The organism is Janthinobacterium sp. KBS0711 (genome assembly GCF_000988085.1).
Classification (GTDB): Bacteria; Pseudomonadota; Gammaproteobacteria; order Burkholderiales; family Burkholderiaceae_D; genus Janthinobacterium; species Janthinobacterium lividum_E.
This window is the reverse complement of the sequence record NZ_LBCO01000030.1, coordinates 1-1,441: the sequence shown is the minus strand read 5'-3', so window position 1 is coordinate 1,441 and position 1,441 is coordinate 1. Positions and strand designations below refer to the sequence as shown.

General features: G+C 63.1%; 1 protein-coding gene. It reads left to right on the top strand.

What is annotated here, in order from left to right:
- On the top strand, positions 1-1,411 hold a 1,411-nt coding region (locus VM94_RS18655; protein ID WP_046684847.1), incomplete at its 5' end, for a thiamine pyrophosphate-dependent enzyme.
- Positions 1,412-1,441: the final 30 nt, after the last annotated feature.

The following is a 1,441-nucleotide window of genomic DNA, read 5'->3' as shown; positions in this document are numbered from 1 at the left end:
CAACGATGCGTTCAAGCCGCTGTCGCGCTATTTCGACCGCATCGTGTATCCGGAACAATTGCTGACGGCCTTGCCGCGCGCCATTGCCGCCTTGACGGACCCGGCCGCTTGCGGTCCCGTCACCTTGTCCTTGCCGCAAGACGTACAAACGATGGCGTATGACTATCCGGTCGATTTCTTTGAACCGCGCATCGTGCGTTTCCGCGCCTTGCCGCCTGTCGAGCAGGAACTGGAAGAGGCGGCGCTGCTGTTGAAAAACGCGAAGCAGCCGCTGATACTGGCCGGTGGCGGCGTGCTGTATGGCCAGGCCAGCGCCGCCTTGCAGGCGTTTGCCGAACGCCATGGCATTCCCGTGGCGGAAACCCAGGCCGGCAAAAGTTCTCTGCCATGGGATCATCCACTGCAGCTGGGCGCCATCGGCGTGACGGGCTCGCCTGCGGCGAACAGCCTGGCGGCGGAGGCGGACGTGGTGCTGGCCATCGGCACGCGCCTGCAGGATTTCACGACGGGGTCCAACTCCCTGTTTGCGCAGGCGCAATTGGTCAGCCTGAACGTCAACCGTTTTGACGCGCTGAAACGCCGTGGCCTCGGTGTGCAGGCGGACGCGACCTTGGGCTTGCAAGGCCTGTCGCGGCTGCTGGGCAGCTGGAATAGCGCGGGCCAGTGGATGGACCGGGCACAGCAGGCGGGCCACGCCTGGCGCGAGACGGTCAAAAGTATCACTGGCAAGCGCGACGTGGCCGGCTTGCCGTACGACGGCGAAGTCATCGGCGCCGTGCAACGCTCGTCACCGGATTCCACCGGCAACGACATTGTCGTTTGCGCGGCGGGCACCTTGCCGGCCGAGCTGCATAAACTGTGGCGTACCAGTACGCCGGGCGGCTACCACATGGAATACGGCTACTCGTGCATGGGCTATGAAATCGCCGGCGGCCTCGGCGTCAAGATGGCCAAGCCGAAATCGGAAGTCATCGTCATGGTGGGTGACGGCAGCTATCTGATGATGAATTCGGAAATCGCCACCTCCGTCATGCTCGATAAAAAACTCATCATCGTCGTGCTCGACAACCGCGGTTACGGTTGCATCAACCGCCTGCAACAGGCCTGCGGCAATCCTTCGTTCAACAATATGTTGCCCGACAGCGCCCCGCACATCGACTTTGCCCTGCATGCGCAATCGCTGGGCGCGCTGTCCGAGCACGTGGACTCGATTGCCGAGCTGGAACAGGCGATGCTGCGCGCCCGCGCCGCTTCCCGCACGTACTTGATCTGCATCGATACAGACGACACGCGCACGACCGAAGAGGGCGGTTGCTGGTGGGAAGTGGCCGTGCCCGAGGTCTCCACCCAGCCAGCCGTGCAAGCCGCGCGCGCCCGTTATGAACTCGACCGCCAAGGACAACAACAATGAACGCACCGACATGGAATGTGAAGATCGGCA